This is a genomic window from Klebsiella oxytoca NBRC 105695 (assembly GCF_001598695.1).
Lineage (GTDB): Bacteria > Pseudomonadota > Gammaproteobacteria > Enterobacterales > Enterobacteriaceae > Klebsiella > Klebsiella oxytoca.
In genome coordinates this window covers 42049-55413 of the sequence record NZ_BCZK01000010.1, presented here as the reverse complement: position 1 = coordinate 55413, position 13365 = coordinate 42049, and the positions used below count along the sequence as shown (strand labels likewise).

General features: G+C 51.4%; 16 protein-coding genes and 1 pseudogene. 10 read left to right on the top strand and 7 right to left on the bottom strand.

Annotated features, from left to right (window positions below; translation table 11 throughout):
- Nucleotides 1–71 precede the first annotated feature (71 nt).
- The 5 genes from KO1_RS17535 to KO1_RS17515 all read left to right on the top strand — a co-directional run bounded on the left by KO1_RS17535 (nucleotide 72) and on the right by KO1_RS17515 (nucleotide 3267).
- A complete protein-coding gene (locus KO1_RS17535; protein WP_017145859.1) occupies nucleotides 72–827 on the top strand; it encodes a fimbrial biogenesis chaperone in 756 nt (251 codons plus the stop codon).
- A gap of 1 nt (nucleotide 828) precedes the next feature.
- Nucleotides 829–1356 carry a spore coat protein U domain-containing protein gene (locus KO1_RS17530; RefSeq protein WP_024274192.1) on the top strand — a complete coding sequence of 176 codons (528 nt, stop codon included), beginning with the start codon at nucleotides 829–831 and terminating at the stop codon, nucleotides 1354–1356.
- Between the two features lie 20 nt (nucleotides 1357–1376).
- Nucleotides 1377–1862 (top strand): fimbrial protein, encoded by a 486-nt coding sequence (locus KO1_RS17525; RefSeq protein WP_024274191.1) that lies wholly within the window; start codon nucleotides 1377–1379, stop codon nucleotides 1860–1862.
- 62 nt (nucleotides 1863–1924) lie between these two features.
- A complete protein-coding gene (locus KO1_RS17520) occupies nucleotides 1925–2386 on the top strand; it encodes a fimbrial protein (RefSeq protein ID WP_224227095.1) in 462 nt (153 codons plus the stop codon).
- Nucleotides 2387–2412: 26 nt separating this feature from the next.
- Nucleotides 2413–3267: an MrpH family fimbial adhesin gene (locus tag KO1_RS17515; protein WP_024274189.1), complete on the top strand. Its 855-nt coding sequence runs from the start codon at nucleotides 2413–2415 to the stop codon at nucleotides 3265–3267.
- 46 nt (nucleotides 3268–3313) lie between these two features.
- On the opposite strand, the pseudogene KO1_RS29010 reads toward KO1_RS17515, so the two are convergent.
- Nucleotides 3314–3435 (bottom strand): annotated as a pseudogene (locus KO1_RS29010) (hypothetical protein); the annotation flags it as partial.
- A gap of 142 nt (nucleotides 3436–3577) precedes the next feature.
- Nucleotides 3578–4378, bottom strand: a complete 801-nt coding sequence (locus tag KO1_RS17510) for a hypothetical protein (protein WP_023320969.1) — start codon at nucleotides 4376–4378, stop codon at nucleotides 3578–3580.
- Between the two features lie 332 nt (nucleotides 4379–4710).
- Here KO1_RS17510 and KO1_RS17505 point away from each other — a divergent pair, with 332 nt between their 5' ends.
- The 5 genes from KO1_RS17505 to KO1_RS17485 all read left to right on the top strand — a co-directional run bounded on the left by KO1_RS17505 (nucleotide 4711) and on the right by KO1_RS17485 (nucleotide 9540).
- Nucleotides 4711–5382 (top strand): helix-turn-helix transcriptional regulator, encoded by a 672-nt coding sequence (locus tag KO1_RS17505; protein ID WP_017145864.1) that lies wholly within the window; start codon nucleotides 4711–4713, stop codon nucleotides 5380–5382.
- Between the two features lie 15 nt (nucleotides 5383–5397).
- On the top strand, nucleotides 5398–6477 hold the full coding sequence (locus tag KO1_RS17500) for an alanine racemase (protein WP_004102121.1): 1080 nt from the start codon (nucleotides 5398–5400) through the stop codon (nucleotides 6475–6477).
- A gap of 18 nt (nucleotides 6478–6495) precedes the next feature.
- On the top strand, nucleotides 6496–7656 hold the full coding sequence (locus KO1_RS17495; RefSeq protein WP_016808945.1) for a M20 family metallopeptidase: 1161 nt from the start codon (nucleotides 6496–6498) through the stop codon (nucleotides 7654–7656).
- 16 nt (nucleotides 7657–7672) lie between these two features.
- The gene (locus KO1_RS17490; RefSeq protein ID WP_016808946.1) at nucleotides 7673–8134 is read left to right on the top strand and encodes a RidA family protein; all 462 of its coding nucleotides are present in this window, start codon (nucleotides 7673–7675) and stop codon (nucleotides 8132–8134) included.
- 116 nt (nucleotides 8135–8250) lie between these two features.
- Entirely contained in the window at nucleotides 8251–9540 is a 1290-nt protein-coding gene (locus tag KO1_RS17485; protein ID WP_004102118.1) for an MFS transporter, read from the top strand.
- 81 nt (nucleotides 9541–9621) lie between these two features.
- Here KO1_RS17485 and KO1_RS17480 read toward each other — a convergent pair whose 3' ends face one another.
- Genes KO1_RS17480 through KO1_RS17460 form a run of 5 tightly spaced genes read right to left on the bottom strand, consistent with a single transcriptional unit; the run spans nucleotide 9622 to nucleotide 13281 of the window.
- A complete protein-coding gene (locus tag KO1_RS17480; RefSeq protein ID WP_064407071.1) occupies nucleotides 9622–10674 on the bottom strand; it encodes a tyrosine-protein phosphatase in 1053 nt (350 codons plus the stop codon).
- Nucleotides 10675–10684: 10 nt separating this feature from the next.
- Nucleotides 10685–11536 (bottom strand): PTS system mannose/fructose/sorbose family transporter subunit IID, encoded by an 852-nt coding sequence (locus KO1_RS17475; RefSeq protein ID WP_004113118.1) that lies wholly within the window; start codon nucleotides 11534–11536, stop codon nucleotides 10685–10687.
- Nucleotides 11533–12327 (bottom strand): PTS mannose/fructose/sorbose/N-acetylgalactosamine transporter subunit IIC, encoded by a 795-nt coding sequence (locus tag KO1_RS17470; protein WP_004102115.1) that lies wholly within the window; start codon nucleotides 12325–12327, stop codon nucleotides 11533–11535. Before KO1_RS17470 ends, KO1_RS17475 begins: the two co-directional genes overlap by 4 nt.
- Before the next feature lie 40 nt (nucleotides 12328–12367).
- Nucleotides 12368–12838, bottom strand: a complete 471-nt coding sequence (locus tag KO1_RS17465) for a PTS sugar transporter subunit IIB (protein ID WP_004102114.1) — start codon at nucleotides 12836–12838, stop codon at nucleotides 12368–12370.
- Nucleotides 12839–12849: 11 nt separating this feature from the next.
- Nucleotides 12850–13281 carry a PTS sugar transporter subunit IIA gene (locus tag KO1_RS17460; RefSeq protein WP_064371139.1) on the bottom strand — a complete coding sequence of 144 codons (432 nt, stop codon included), beginning with the start codon at nucleotides 13279–13281 and terminating at the stop codon, nucleotides 12850–12852.
- Between the last annotated feature and the right edge of the window lie 84 nt (nucleotides 13282–13365).

Sequence of the window (13365 nt, the reverse complement as noted above, 5' to 3'; positions counted from 1 at the left end):
AAATGGATTTGACTCTCTGCCGTCAGAGAGGAAATAACTCTGGTCCTGTAAGTTATACGACAGGTGAAAGTATGAAACTTAAATTAATGACTTTTCTGGGGATTATCTTGTTTACCGGAAGCCAGCATTTGGCTCAGGCGGCATTATCCGTAGAGCGCTCCCGGGTTATTTTCAATGAAGGGGAGAAATCTGTTGGATTGAGCGTGAAAAATAATAATACGCAGGATCCTTATCTCGCCCAAGGGTGGATGGAAAACGAGAAAGAAGAAAAAATAAACGGCCCGCTGATGATTTTACCGCCCGTACAACGTATTGAGCCTGATGGTCGAACGATGATCCGCGTCCAGCAGGTCGCCGAAACACCGTCTCTGCCCACCGATAGAGAAAGCGTCTTCTGGCTTAACTTACGCGAGATCCCACCAAAATCCGATAAGCCTAACGTTTTGACGCTGGCAATGCAGACCCGGATGAAAGTTTTCTGGCGGCCCAAGGCCCTCAAGGTCGATCCGCTTCTCGACGTGGTGCCGGGGGCTGAAACGCTGACCCTTACCCGCAAGGGGGACCGCTATGAGGTTGAGAATCCTACGCCCTATCATTTTTCGTTTGTCGAAGCGCGCGGCAGCCTGCACGGTAAGGCGCTGGATGATTTTGAGCCTGTCATGGTTTCGCCAAAGGGCAAAGCGCAGCTGCCGTTATCCGCATCCCGGATGGGCACGACGCCGACGCTGATGTTTATCAATGATTATGGCAGCGCACGGTTACTGCCGTTTACCTGCACTGGCATCGCCTGCCGCGCCGGGAAGGTGGCACAACCAAAGGAAGGTTAATATGACACGCCAACGCTTAACGATAATCCGGATGCACCTGATGATGGCCGGAGCCGCACTGCTTCTTGCTGGCGGACAGGCGAGCGCCGCTGAAGGAGACACCACCACTATCACCATCAACGGCACCCTGATCGATGGACCGCAGTGCGTTATTGACGGTAACGATACCGTAGACGTGAAGTTTGGTGATGACCTCATTACTCGGCTGGTAGACGGGGTGAATTATAAGAAAGAGATCCAGTACGGTCTGACCTGTACTGATCTGAACAGCAATGCCCTCAAGCTGACGATTCGAGGCTCGCTGGCGAGTTTTGGCTCCGGGCTTCTCCTGACCAGCAAAGGGGGGCTGGGTATACAGCTTTACAGCGGAAGCGCAGGCACCACGGTTATGACGCCCGGCAGCTACGTCAACTTCAATGGCACAGCCAATAAACCCAGGCTATGGGCCGTACCCGTAGCGCAAAACAACGCTACGCTCACCGCAGGTCCGTTTTCCGGCACAGGCACCATGGTCATTGACTACCAGTGACGTAAGAGGAGAGAGATATTATGAGCCCTGTAAACCTGCGTAAGCTACTGCTTCTTCTTACGGTGTGTATTAATGGTAGCGTGCTGGCCGACGCAACGGTCAACTTTAGCGGCACGCTGATAGAAGCCCCGCCGTGTGTGGTGAATAACAATAATGTTATCACCGTCAACTTTGGCAACGAGGTGATGACCACCCGTATCGACGGGACGCAGTACCGCAAGCCGATTGACTTCGATTTAGATTGTTCAATGGCGGTATCGTCGAAACAGAAAGTGCGCATTACGGGTACCCCGGCAAGTTTTGACAGTACCGCGCTGGCGGGAGGGAAAAGCGGGTTAGGCATCGCTCTCTACAATGGTGATACCCGTCTTAACCTCGGCTCCTGGCTGAATTTTACCGATCCCAATATCCCCAGGCTTTACGCTGTCCCCATTAAGCAAAGCGGGATAACCCTGAGCGGCGGGGCATTCAGGGTTATGGCCTCGCTGGTCGTGGAGTATCAGTAATGGCACAGGGAATCAACATAATGAGATTGATTGGATATGCACCATTTCTTCTGGCCGCATTGATGATGACAGGGACCTCATCACTTCAGGCGGCAGACCCGGAAAACCTTGAATTTATCGGCACCCTGGTCACGCCTCCGTCTTGCTCAATAAGCGAAGATGGCCCGGTATATATCAACTTCAATGATGTCCGCATCAAAAAAGTTGCGGAGGGAAGATATCGTGAAACCGTCCCGCTGACCTTGAAGTGTGAAGAGAGCAGTCTGGCCTGGCAGTTGCGGCTCAGCGTACGCGGTAATCCGGCCGGGTTTGACGCCGATAACGCCACCGTGGTGACCGCAGAACAGGCCAATCTTGGCGTGAAAATCTTCCAGAACGGCCAGCCGTTTAAACTGGGCGAGGCCATTAACATCAATAGCGTGACGTTGCCGACTATTGAAGCCCTCCTTGTTCAGCGTGATGGGGTGGAATTGGTGGAAGGATTATTTAACGCCACCGCGACCCTGCGAGCCGAATATCAGTAACTCTATTTATGCACAGGAGAGTGCAGGTGAAGAAAAAGCTATTTCTGGCCGCCTTTGCGGCTGCTATGACCGTACCGATCTCTGTTCCCGTGTACGGTGAAAACTATCGGTGGAAAACGGTCACCGCAGTAAGGGTGGTGCCTTTCGGTGCGGGTACTGAGTGGATTATCACCACAGGTGATATTACCGTGAGTTCAGGTAGCGTCAGCCTGGACACACCAGCGAACTTAGGTAGTAATGGCGGACTATTGGTTGCAAATGCGCTGACTGCGAATGGTTACTTTTGGGGGACATCGGATGTTGCCACTAGTTATCCTCAACCCGGCGTCCCGCTTAAGGGAACCTGGCGAGAAGTGCTTAACGCGAGCGTCAATAGTGTCAAAAATCAAATTTCCATCCAAAATTATAGTGTCGTGGGAGGCTCTTCCACCGTCTGTTTTGGATACACGCTTCTTGGAGCCAATAACACCTTTGATTTTTCCGACCTTGTTTATCCCCCAGGTGCCGGTAGCGGTATAAACTGCATAACGGCACCACCACTAAACGAATGGTGTGCTATGACCGTACCGCAGGTGACGCTAAGTTTCGGTACGCTAATGCTTGACCAGGCGGTGGGCAAAACGGCTGATAGCACGGTGGGCGTTTCCTGTACGTCTTCCTCGGTTAGCTATGTGTTAAAGCTACAAACAGGCAATACTTACATCCCGCTCAGTAACGGCATGCGCGCAAATCTGGGGCTTGGGACAACTAACTCGGCGCCGGGGAATACGACCTACTCTGGATCTCAGTCCTCGCTACGGTTAAGAGGTACGCTGGCTGGAACGCCTACCTCAACCGGCACCTTTAACGGTTCGGGCGTGATGATGGTGGTTTATAACTAATCATAGCCGTCAGGATCCCGGTACGCTCTTTACGTACCGGGGATGTTTACACCCGCTCAATCCTTGCCGGCAGCCCTGACGCATCGCCGCGCCGGAGACCCAGTCCAGCCAGGTATTGCCAACTTCGCGGGTTGGGTCGGTAAATCCCAGATCGTGACATTGCCGGCCATCTTGCCGCCATGAGTGATTGCTGCGGCTTTACGGCCATAATGGGTAAAGGCATCCGCCAGCGCCGCGCTCTGGGGGGGAAGCCGCCAAAATTGTGCAGGATACCTTTACTCCGGCCGTGTAAGCGACCGGAAGGATAAATTTAACCCTGGTCAGAAACCTTTTTCAGCATGGCAAGGACCGCCCAACGTGTCGCGTCGTCAGCGATATTTTCAGGCAGAGCATCAGCTCGCAGATTGATATAAGCATCAACAGCCATTCTGATGGCAACGCTGACGGAGTCACGATCGTGCGTTGCCAGCGTGGAGGTCAGCAGGCCGTCAGGATCAATGCTGTGGAATTCAATGCGGCGAACCCCACGTTGCGGTAGATTTGCCCGACGATACAGCATAGGTCCCAGAACCTGCTCTCGAAAGAATGCCAGCATACCAATCGCTTCGAACAGTTCTCCTCTTCCCAGCTTAACCACTGCATAGTGAAGCCAGATCCAGGCTCGCGACTCAAACCACTCCGGCGTCATGTTGGGCCAGTGAGCGCTGGATTTTACCCGTTGTCGCTCCAGAGCCGTGTTATCACGAGTAAATAATACTGCTGGCTCCTCAACGCGTTGAGTGAGCATTTCCAGGGTGACAAATTTTAGATCGACATGGAGGAGTTCAGGTCCATACAGGCATATAAGCAGGCGGGGTTCTCCGACATGTTCCCCGGTGAAAGCATGTAACAGATGGCCTAATGTTCCGGCGAGCTCCCTACGCTGCGCCATGACTTCGTCATAATAGCCAGGGTCTACGACAACGATAAAATCGAGATCGGAGTATTGATCAAATCCGCCATGAATAATCGAGCCGCCAGCGAGAAGGGAGTGAATCCGCGAGTCAGACTGAAACTTAAGCTTGAGTTGCTCTGCAAAACTTCTGTGTAAATCGGGTAACGTACTTAGCATACTTTTTCCTGTTCACAAAAAATACAAAGCATTTCAGAATAGCGAGTTGTTTATATTCAGGCCAGATTTTTTTGCACGAACAGGCATGCCCTTTACTGCCGGTTATCCTGACGTACGAAAAATAGCACAGGAGCCGCGGGGCTCCTGACCCGCACGATCCGTTACCCTCCTGACCACCAAACAAAAAGTATGATTCAGACCTCTCTCCAAACAAAAAGTCAGAAATAAGTGTGTTGTCGATCACTTTTTGTTCAGATTCATATTGCTGAATTTCTGCTGATGCAGGTATACATAACAAAAAGTTTGGTTGTCTAACATAAATTCAGGTCGACATGGAAAACATACAGCAGAATTTAGACGTCTTCATTCCGATGATGGAAGGGATAGCAAATCAGTTCGGTGACAACTGTGAAGTGGTCCTGCACGACCACTCCCAGGGGCTGGAAAGCAGTATTATCGCGATTATTAATGGGCATGTCACCGGCCGGAAAGTGGGCGATCCCAGCAGCAATCTGGGGCTGGAAGTGCTGCGGGGAACGGATGTCAACGGCGACAGGCATAACTACGTTACGCGCACCCGTGAGGGTAAAACGCTACGCTCCACCTCCATTTATATACGTAACAGCAACAAGCAGGTTATAGGCGCACTTTGTATCAACCTCGACATTAGCGATATTTTACAGGCGGAAAAAACGCTCAGTAAACTGGCCGGTCATTCGGATAGTAGCGCCGCTAAAAAAGAGGACGTTAATGAGGTATTTGTTAAAGACGTCAATGAACTACTTGATTACCTGATTGCCGAGTGTATGGGAATTATTGATGTCCCCGTCGCCAATATGTCTAAGCAGGATAAACTCAACGCGATTAAATTTTTCGATGACAAGGGCGTTTTTCTTATTAAAAAGTCCGGGGAAAAAATCTGCGAATTTCTGAACATTTCGAAATATACCCTCTATGCCTACCTGGGAGAGGTCAGAGGGGAAAACCCAACAAGTGACGGCTAGCCGTCAGGAGGAAAAATGTTAACCACACCTTATGTTGCGCTGGATATGGATATTATGCAGAGGAATATTATCGCCATGACCTCCGGACTGGCTCGTCATAATATTCAACACTGGCCGCATATTAAAACCCATAAATCTGTACGCCTGGCTCAGCTCGAGCAGGCGCTGGGGGCGAGTGGAATTACCTGCGCTAAGCTATCTGAAGCGGAAGTGATGGCTGCGGGCGGAATTACCTCAATTCTGCTGGCCTATCCGCTGATTGGTGATGATAAATGTGAGCGCTATGCTGAACTGGCGCGCAAGATTACCATGCGAACCATTGTCGACAGCCTGGCTGGCGCGCAGGGGCTCTCACGCGCTGCGCTGAGGCATGGCCTGACGTTTGACATCGATATTGCCATTGATTTCGGTGCCCACCGCGAAGGAGTACAGCCGGATCAATTGCTGACGTTCGCCCGTGAGGTGGCGGCGCTTCCGGGGTTAAGGGTGCGCGGGGTATTTACCTATGCCGGGACTATTTATCAATACCACAATGAGCAGGATATCCGCCGCGCGGCGCGCGAAGAAGCCGCTCTGCTGATGACCAGTCGGGATCTTCTTAATGCGCATGGTTTTCATATTGACGTTTTATCCGGCGGCTCAACGCTCTCTTCTTTTTATGCCGATGAGCTCAGCGGAATAACCGAATCCCGCGCCGGAAATTTTATTTTTGGCGATATGAACGCGATTAACGGCGGGATTTACACCGCCGCCGACTGCGCGTTGACCATTTGTGCGACGGTTGTCAGTATCCCGCTGCCGGGCTACGCCACGCTGGATGCCGGTACAAAATCGCTGACCTCCGATCTTTCCGCGACGCCCGGTTCTTACGGATTGATTCAGGAACATCCGGACGTCGCGCTGGTCAAGCTTAATGAAGAACACGGCTATCTGCGCTATGACCCGGAAAAAGTATCGCTCGCTATTGGCGATCGGCTGCATATTATTCCCAACCACTGCTGCGTGGTCGCAAATCTTGTCGATGAAATATATGCCTTCCGTAACGGAATATTGAGCGAAACGATAACTATCGACGCGCGCGGCAAAAGTTATTAATTAACTGAGAATATTATTATGACCGATATTGAATTAACTGCCGATGAACGGCAGGAGTTGACTACGCTCCTGTGCAGCCTGATACAGCACCCGTCGGAAAACCCGCCGGGCAATGAAAAAGCGGTCGCGCTGTTCATTGCTGATGTATTACGCGGCGAAGGCATTGACGTTGAAGTACAGGAGGCGGTAGAAGAGCGGCCGAACGTGATTGCCCGACTCAAAGGGCAGCGGCCAGGCAAGCGGCTGATCCTCAACGGACACTCTGACGTGGTGCCATGCGGCGCAGGGTGGTCGGTGGAACCCTTTGCCGCCGTCATTGATGGTGACCGCATTATTGGCCGCGGGGCGGCAGATATGAAATCCGGCGTTGCGGCAATGATGTACGCGGCGATCCTGATTCAGCGACGGCAGTACGCGTTCAACGGTGAAATTGTTTTACTGTTCAATGTTGATGAAGAGCGCATCAACCTGGGGATGGAACATTTTGTGGCGCAGGGCGTCGAGGCAGATTACGCCGTTATCGGCGAGCCGACCTCGCTGGAGATCTGCGTGGCGCATAAAGGGGTGAGCCGAACCCGCTTGACCACGCACGGCACCGCCGGTCATGCGGCAAAGACGCGTAATCCGGACAGCGCCATCGACAAAATGGCGCGGCTCCTGCCGGGGGTGCTGGCAGAGTGTCAGCGGGTGAAGCAAAAGCATCACGATTTACTGGGCAACGCCTCTATGCTGGTGACCACCATTACCGGCGGCAGCGCGCCGAATATTGTCCCGCAATCTTGCGTTATTGAAATCGACCGCAGGGTGCTGCCGGAAGAAAGACGTAATGAAATTAACGAAAGCCTGCAAAGATCGCTTAGCGACTCAGGACTAAAACCGCAGCACGACTACGACCTCGAAAACTATCTGTATATTCCGGCCTCGTCTATTGCAGAGACGCATCCGCTGGTTGAAGCCGCTTTTCAGACGGTAGAAGCGCTCACCGGCGCGGCCAAAAAAACGATTTTCGACGCCACCTGTGAAGCGCCGTTCTTCTCCGTAGGCTGCCAGATCCCGACCATCATTCTCGGCCCCGGTGATTTAGCTCAGGCGCACGTCAAAGATGAATATGTCAAAATCGAAGAGCTGCATCAGGCCGCGCAAATATATACCGCACTGGCATTATCTTTACTCAAATAAATATCAGGGAATTACCATGAATATTGAACAGCGATTAACCGAATTGGGTATAGTGCTCAGCGCGCCTGTACCGCCTAAATTTTCTTATGTGCCCATTAAACAGACGGGAAATTTATTGTACTCGTCAGGTAATGATTGTCGGGTCAACGGGGAATTACTTTATCAAGGAACCCTCGGCAGGGAACTCACGATAGAGCAGGGGCAGGCTGCCGCGCGCCAGTGCATCATCAATATTCTCTCGTCCCTGAAAAGCTACCTGGGCGATCTCAATCGCGTGGCTGGCTGCGTTAAAATGCTCGGTTTCGTGCAGAGTGCAGACGTTTTCAAAGACCAGCCGTTGGTGATGAATAGCGCTTCGGATTTACTGATCGCAATATTTGGTGAAGCGGGTAAACATGCGCGTTCAGCAATTGGTACCAACACGCTGCCTTTTAATACGCCCGTTGAAATTGAAATTATTTTTGAAATTAAAGATTAAACTTATTTAGTATTTAACATTTATCTTTCCTCCGGGAATATATCCGGGTCCCTGTGACGGCATTATTCTGCGCCGTGCAGAATGCTGCCGTAGTTAACATTACAAAAGGATAATATATGTCCAGTCAAGCAAGCTCTCGCCTGAAGCGTTTGCAAATCATGGCATTATTGTTTTTGCTCGTGGCGGGTATTATTAACTTCCTCGACAGAACCTCACTTTCGATTGCCAATACCACTATCCGTGAAGAGATGGGGTTGACGGCAACGGAAATGGGATTGTTGCTCTCGGTATTCTCCTTTGGCTATGCGCTGTGCCAGCTGCCGATTGGCATGGTGATGGAACGGTTCGGCGTTAAAAAGGTGTATGGCTTCGGTATCTTCCTGTGGTCCGCAGCTCAGACCGCGCTGGGGTTTGTCGGCTCCTTCAGCCAGATGATTGTCGCCCGTATCGTTCTCGGCATAGGGGAGTCGCCGCACCTGCCTACCGGCGTAAAAGTCGTTAATGACTGGTATAACATCCGTCAGCGCGGCGTGCCGATGGGGATTGTGAATATGTCATCAACTCTGGCGCAGGCGCTGGCGCCGCCGCTGCTGATCGCCATGATGCTGGCTTTCGGCTGGCGCATGATGTTCATCATCATCGGGGTGAGCGGTATTATTCTTTCTATCCTCTGGTTTATGTTCTATCGCAACCGGGAAGATGCCGGCCTGTCGGCGGAAGACATCGCGCACCTGGAAGAGGAAACGCCTCCTTCCAGCAAGGAAAAGGTGACCCTGAAGGACTGGGCCGGTCTGTTTAAGCAAAAATCGATGTGGGGAATGATCATCGGTTTCAACGGCGTCGGCTACATGGTTTGGTTATTCCTCACCTGGCTGCCTTCTTATCTCGAAATGTCCCGCGGCCTGAGCCTGGAAAAAACCGGTTGGGTAGCGGCTATTCCGTTCCTGTTTGGCGCTGCCGGTATGCTGGTTAACGGCGCCGTAGCCGACTGGGTGATGAAGCGCGGCGCGGATAAAATGAAGAGCCGTAAATGGATGATCTGCCTTGGCCTGCTTTGCGCTGCCGGCTTTACGCTCCCCGCCGCTTATACTGACAGTACGTTTATGGCGGTCGCCTGCATTAGTATGGCGCTCTTCTCCATTCACTTTGCCGGTACCTCGGCATGGGGACTGATCCTGGTGTCGGTACCGTCACGGCTGATAACCTCGGTGAGCGGCATTCAGAACTTCGGCGGTTTTATCGGAGGGTCGTTTGCGCCAATTATTACCGGAATGATTCTGGATAATACCGGTTCATTTACCCTGGCGCTGGTGGCCTCTTCGGTCATCGCTTTTATGGCTTCGCTGGTTTACTTCTTTATGGTGAATAAACCGATTGTGGACCCGGCGGCAGCGTCCTGTTCATGATGGTTAACTGACAGACACGACCAGGCCTCCAGCCTGAACTGGAGGCTTATTTCTACCAGTTTTTCCAGTTAGCGCGAGGGACTACTGTAAATAGTTTTCCTGCATTTTAATAAAGTCAGCGTCGGTAAAGCCAAGCTCATTTTTAATATAAGCATTAACGCTGCCGGAGAGTGCCTTCATGGTGTTCAGTGTTTCAACGATAAATACCTCCCGGGTATCGATCAGGGTAAGTAAGTAATCGAGTACATCCTGATTATCGGTAATTTGTCGATAGGCGGTCATCTTCACATTATTTCGCGCCAGGCGGTTTGCGCCGGTCAGCATGTAGTCGGCGATAATATCCTGTTCAGAAACGCCAAGCATGGAGAGTATCAATAAAGCGCCATAGCCGGTGCGATCTTTGCCCCCACGACAATGCTGAATATTCGGAGCATTGCCCGGGTCAAGCAGGACGTTAATCATCGCCTTAAAGGCTTTTTTTGACTTGTCGCTGAGTACAAAATGCCTGTACTGCTCAATGACCTGGCCTCCCTGACCGTTAATCAGTTCCGCCGGTATATCGCGTATAACGCTCTCGATCAGCGCGCGATCCTCATTGCTGGGTTCGGCGGCAAACTGGGCCGCCAGCTCTGCGGTTTGCGCCGTGGCATCCAGGTGGAAGGTCTTATTTTCACCGATAAAGCCGTTGGGGCTTTTCGCGATTTCGTTGGCGCTGCGGTAATCGATAATGGTTTTTACCTCCAGGCCTTCCAGGTAGGCCTGAGCCTGCGGCGTCAAATTATACAGATGGTTGGAGCGATAGAGCAGGCCCCATTTAACCCTTTTGCCGCCTGCACCGCGATACCCTCCGATATCCCTGAAATTATTTATACCGGATATCGGCAGGGTTCTTTCGCCAAACAACCATGAACTTTGCGCATGTTCCACGATAAAATAGATACGCTGCCGCGCCTGCAAAGGGTCATCAAAATATACCGGACCTGAGATACAATCGTTAATCAAGTTACGCTCGGCGGTGTGAATATCGCGGTCTCGCGTCCAGTAAAGCGTGGCGTTATCTAATGCTTTGGAAAAATGAATTTCAAGCTGCGTATGATTATGACGAATAACGGAAAACTGCGGTGTTTCATTCATACATCTTCCCTTAATTTAAAATTCCCAACATCGAACAAATGACGCCGATGCACATCATGCCGATGATGAGCGCGACGGTATGTTTGCCCTTAAATTTTTTGACGAGGAAAAAGATACCCAGCGCGAATAGCAGGGTCAGCAAGTTAGGAATAACTTTATCGAACATCTCCTGCACTTTTATCGACTGCTCGCCAACCGCAATAACCAGCGGAGTTGATATTTTCACGGTTGTCGCTATTAACGACCCCAGCACCATCACGCCGACCACGTTGGCGATGTTGGAGATACGCTGGATAATGTTCGAGTTTTTCGACTGCTCGATTAAGTCTACGCCCTTGTTATAGCCATAGTGGATAAAGAAATATTTTGAGCCGACGTTAACGATATTAAACAGGATGAACATCAGAAGAGGGCCAATAATATTGCCCTGAAGCGCAAAGGCCGCCCCGATACTGCCGCAGATTGGCAGCCAGGTAAATTTGAGTAAGCTATCCCCGAGACCGGCAAAGGGTCCCATCAGCCCGGCTTTTACCGACACCACGGCTTCTTTTTCTTCTTCCGAGGTTTTTTCCTCCAGCGCGGCGGTGACGCCAAGGATCAGCGCGCCGGTATTCACCTGTGAGTTGTAAAACTCAAGGTGGCGCTTCATGGCTTTAATGCGCGTTGCTTTATCGGCATCAGCGTAGAGTCGCTCAAGCACCGGGATCATGCAGTGCGCAAAGCCGATGGTTTGTAACTTCTCATAGTTATAGGAAAAGGACATTGACTGGATATTCCAGAAAATACGGTTTAGATCCTGCTTAGTCAGTTTTTTGTCCTGGGTTGCGGTTTCGGCCACCCGATAAGAGGCGATATCGCTCATAAGTCATATCCTTCTTCAGTGTCGGTAGTGGACTGCTGCTCTTTTTCCGCAGGTGAACTCTCGGCCTTCTGACCATTGCTGTAGGCCATGTCATAGAGCACGGCAAAAGCAAGAGCGATAAAGGTAATGGGAATGATCGGCAGCTTCAGATAGGTGGTGAGCATGAAGCCAAGCAGGAAGAAGAACCACATCCGGCCTTTCAGCAGCATTAAGAGGAGGATACAGACGCCGATGGCCGGGATCATTTTGGCGGCAACGCCCATACCGGTCAGAATACTTTCCGGGATGGCGGCCAGAATCCGACCCACCAGCTCCCCGCCAAAATAGACGGCCAGGAAGCAGGGGACGGCGCGGATCAGAAACCACAGCGGCGTAGAGAAATAATGGACTTTCAGCAGCTTACCATAGTCACCCTCCTGAATGGACTTCTCCGCCCATACGTTCAGGAAACTGGCGAAAGAGCGCCAGATGATAAGAAGCTGCTGGCAGAGTATCGACACCGGGACGGCGAGGGCGATGCCCGCAGCGATACCGCCTTTGGAGGAAATGCCCAGAGCGACGCCGATGATTGATCCGGCAATAATGTCGGGTGCGGAATAGGCCCCGACGTTGCCGATCCCCATCCACATCAGCTCCAGCGTGGCGGCGATCGCCAGCCCCTGAACCGTATCGCCCATAATAATTCCAGCAACGGTTCCCGTCAGAAGCGGGCGACGCAGCATCTGCGGCCCGACGTCGTCCAGTGAGCAGATCCCTGCCCAGATGGCGACCAGAAAAGCTTCAATTAACATAGAGTATTCCCTGTTTTAAAAGGCGTCATACGCGCTGGCGTTAAATTAACGTTTGCAGATCAACTACCGGATCTTTGGGCACCATCTGTATTTCCACCGGTATATTCCTGGCTATGAGCGATTTAAAGGCTTGTTCTTCTTCCGGCGTTACCGCGACGGCGCGGGAAAGACTCTTTCTGCCTTCCTGCATTCGCATGCCGCCGACGTTGAGTTTGTCGATTTTCACCCCGTTTTCAACGAGCGTGTTTACATCAATACTGTTAGTGAACAGCAGCATGGTGCGTCTTTTAATTTCCGTTTTTTGCAGGATTTCGATAAATTTCTGCACGCCGAATACCTGTACCTTTAATTCGGGCGGCGCGGACATGGTTAAAACCGATTGCTGGATTTTGTCGCCAGCGACTTTATCGTTGATGATGAGCACTTGTTCGATATCGTGGTTTTTTACCCACGTGGTAATTACCTGGCCGTGAATCAGACGGTCATCAATTCTTGCGAGATTAATCGGCATATTTATTTCCCCTACAGATCGGTCGATTGTGTGTATTCAGCGTGTAACGTTTTTCCGATGTTAAAACAGCTACCCGGGAAAACGTCTTCAATAATTGTTGCAATCTCATCCCGCGGTAAATCACGATTGCTGAGCACTTCCAGCAGCGTCGGGATATTGAACCCGCAGAACAGCAGGATGTCCGGATAGGTCAAAAAGAGCTCGCTCGCCAGGTTGCATGGCGAACCGCCCATCATATCGACCAGTATCACCACGCCGTTTCCCTTATTGACCGAGAGATAGGTCTCGAGCAGCGTGGCGCGCACATCGCTGATATTGGCCTCAGGCTGCAGCGAAATCACCGACACGTTGCGCTGTTCACCGATAAGCATTTCCGCACAGGAAAGCGCCCCTTGGGCAAAAGGACCGTGGCTGACCAGAATGACAGGAATTTCAGTTTGCATACGTTCTCCCGAGCTGACGTTGAGTGACATTATTACTATTTATTGTTTCGATGTTAGTAATAGTATTACTTTAAGGTGAGGGAA

Excerpts from the sequence above, each read along its gene's own strand:
- KO1_RS17535 (WP_017145859.1), top strand. The coding sequence starts at position 72 with ATGAAACTTAAATTAATGACTTTTCTGGGGATTATCTTGTTTACCGGA.
- KO1_RS17530 (WP_024274192.1), top strand. The coding sequence starts at position 829 with ATGACACGCCAACGCTTAACGATAATCCGGATGCACCTGATGATGGCC.
- KO1_RS17525 (WP_024274191.1), top strand. The coding sequence starts at position 1,377 with ATGAGCCCTGTAAACCTGCGTAAGCTACTGCTTCTTCTTACGGTGTGT.
- KO1_RS17520 (WP_224227095.1), top strand. The coding sequence starts at position 1,925 with ATGATGACAGGGACCTCATCACTTCAGGCGGCAGACCCGGAAAACCTT.
- KO1_RS17510 (WP_023320969.1), bottom strand. The coding sequence starts at position 4,378 with ATGCTAAGTACGTTACCCGATTTACACAGAAGTTTTGCAGAGCAACTC.
- KO1_RS17505 (WP_017145864.1), top strand. The coding sequence starts at position 4,711 with ATGGAAAACATACAGCAGAATTTAGACGTCTTCATTCCGATGATGGAA.
- KO1_RS17500 (WP_004102121.1), top strand. The coding sequence starts at position 5,398 with ATGTTAACCACACCTTATGTTGCGCTGGATATGGATATTATGCAGAGG.
- KO1_RS17495 (WP_016808945.1), top strand. The coding sequence starts at position 6,496 with ATGACCGATATTGAATTAACTGCCGATGAACGGCAGGAGTTGACTACG.
- KO1_RS17490 (WP_016808946.1), top strand. The coding sequence starts at position 7,673 with ATGAATATTGAACAGCGATTAACCGAATTGGGTATAGTGCTCAGCGCG.
- KO1_RS17485 (WP_004102118.1), top strand. The coding sequence starts at position 8,251 with ATGTCCAGTCAAGCAAGCTCTCGCCTGAAGCGTTTGCAAATCATGGCA.
- KO1_RS17480 (WP_064407071.1), bottom strand. The coding sequence starts at position 10,674 with ATGAATGAAACACCGCAGTTTTCCGTTATTCGTCATAATCATACGCAG.
- KO1_RS17475 (WP_004113118.1), bottom strand. The coding sequence starts at position 11,536 with ATGAGCGATATCGCCTCTTATCGGGTGGCCGAAACCGCAACCCAGGAC.
- KO1_RS17470 (WP_004102115.1), bottom strand. The coding sequence starts at position 12,327 with ATGTTAATTGAAGCTTTTCTGGTCGCCATCTGGGCAGGGATCTGCTCA.
- KO1_RS17465 (WP_004102114.1), bottom strand. The coding sequence starts at position 12,838 with ATGCCGATTAATCTCGCAAGAATTGATGACCGTCTGATTCACGGCCAG.
- KO1_RS17460 (WP_064371139.1), bottom strand. The coding sequence starts at position 13,281 with ATGCAAACTGAAATTCCTGTCATTCTGGTCAGCCACGGTCCTTTTGCC.